The sequence below is a fragment of the Paraburkholderia sp. BR10141 genome (assembly GCF_056155635.1).
The window spans coordinates 1-793 of record NZ_JBMIQH010000129.1 but is presented as its reverse complement, the minus strand read 5'-3'; the positions used below and the strand labels follow the sequence as shown (position 1 = coordinate 793).

1 protein-coding gene is annotated in these 793 nt (G+C 56.2%); it reads right to left on the bottom strand.

Translation table 11 applies throughout. From position 1 onward, the window contains the following. Positions 1-38 precede the first annotated feature (38 nt). The gene (locus ACOJB8_RS41140; RefSeq protein ID WP_475017990.1) at positions 39-761 is read right to left on the bottom strand and encodes an IS6 family transposase; all 723 of its coding nucleotides are present in this window, start codon (positions 759-761) and stop codon (positions 39-41) included. Positions 762-793 lie beyond the last annotated feature (32 nt).

Genomic DNA, 793 nt, shown 5'->3' with positions numbered 1-793 from the left:
CGATGCGACGATCAGGCGCCTGAGATGAAGAGGATTGCTTACATCACGAGAGAATAGGATTGTTCAGCTGCAGTCGAGGCGACGCCATCGTCACACATCTGCCCCTTGCGGATCATGTGTGCGATCTCTATGCCAGACAGGATGATGCGCGCACAGCGGAAATCCTTGAACCCCATCATCGGTTTGATGATGCGTTTGATGGCACGGTGATCCTGCTCGACGACGTTGTTTAGGTATTTGTTTTGCCGGACCTTGATCGGCGTTAAGCGCTCGGCATTGAGCGCTTCAAGCGCAGCCAGATTGGCGCCACTCCTGTCCACGGTGATTGTCTCGGGCTCGCTGTTCTGTTCAATCGCCTTCTCGAAGTAGCGGCGCGCCGCGGCCTTGTCCCGATGGGCGCACAGCAGGAAATCCACCGTGTTGCCCGCTTTGTCCACGGCACGGTACAAATATTTCCAATGGCCTTTGACCTTGACATAGGTCTCATCGACGCGCCAGCGCTTGCCGACAGGCCGTTTGCGTTTGCGGAATGCTTTTTCAAACACCGGCAGCAGCTTGATAACGCACCGGTGCACGCTCGAATGGTCCACCTCGATACCCCGCTCGGCCATCATTTCTTCGAGGTTTCGTAGACTCAGTGAGTACGCCACGTACCACCGGACGCACAGCAGGATCACATCCAGCGGGTAGTGCAGCCGCTTCAGTACCTTGCCAATGCCAGCGGGCAGCGTCTTGCATGGCGTCTTCGTCTTTGTCATCATGCTTGTCATGCGTTGTCGTCGGTGGATTTTAC

Coding starts and splice junctions, on each gene's coding strand:
- ACOJB8_RS41140 (WP_475017990.1), bottom strand. CDS start 761: ATGATGACAAAGACGAAGACGCCATGCAAGACGCTGCCCGCTGGCATT.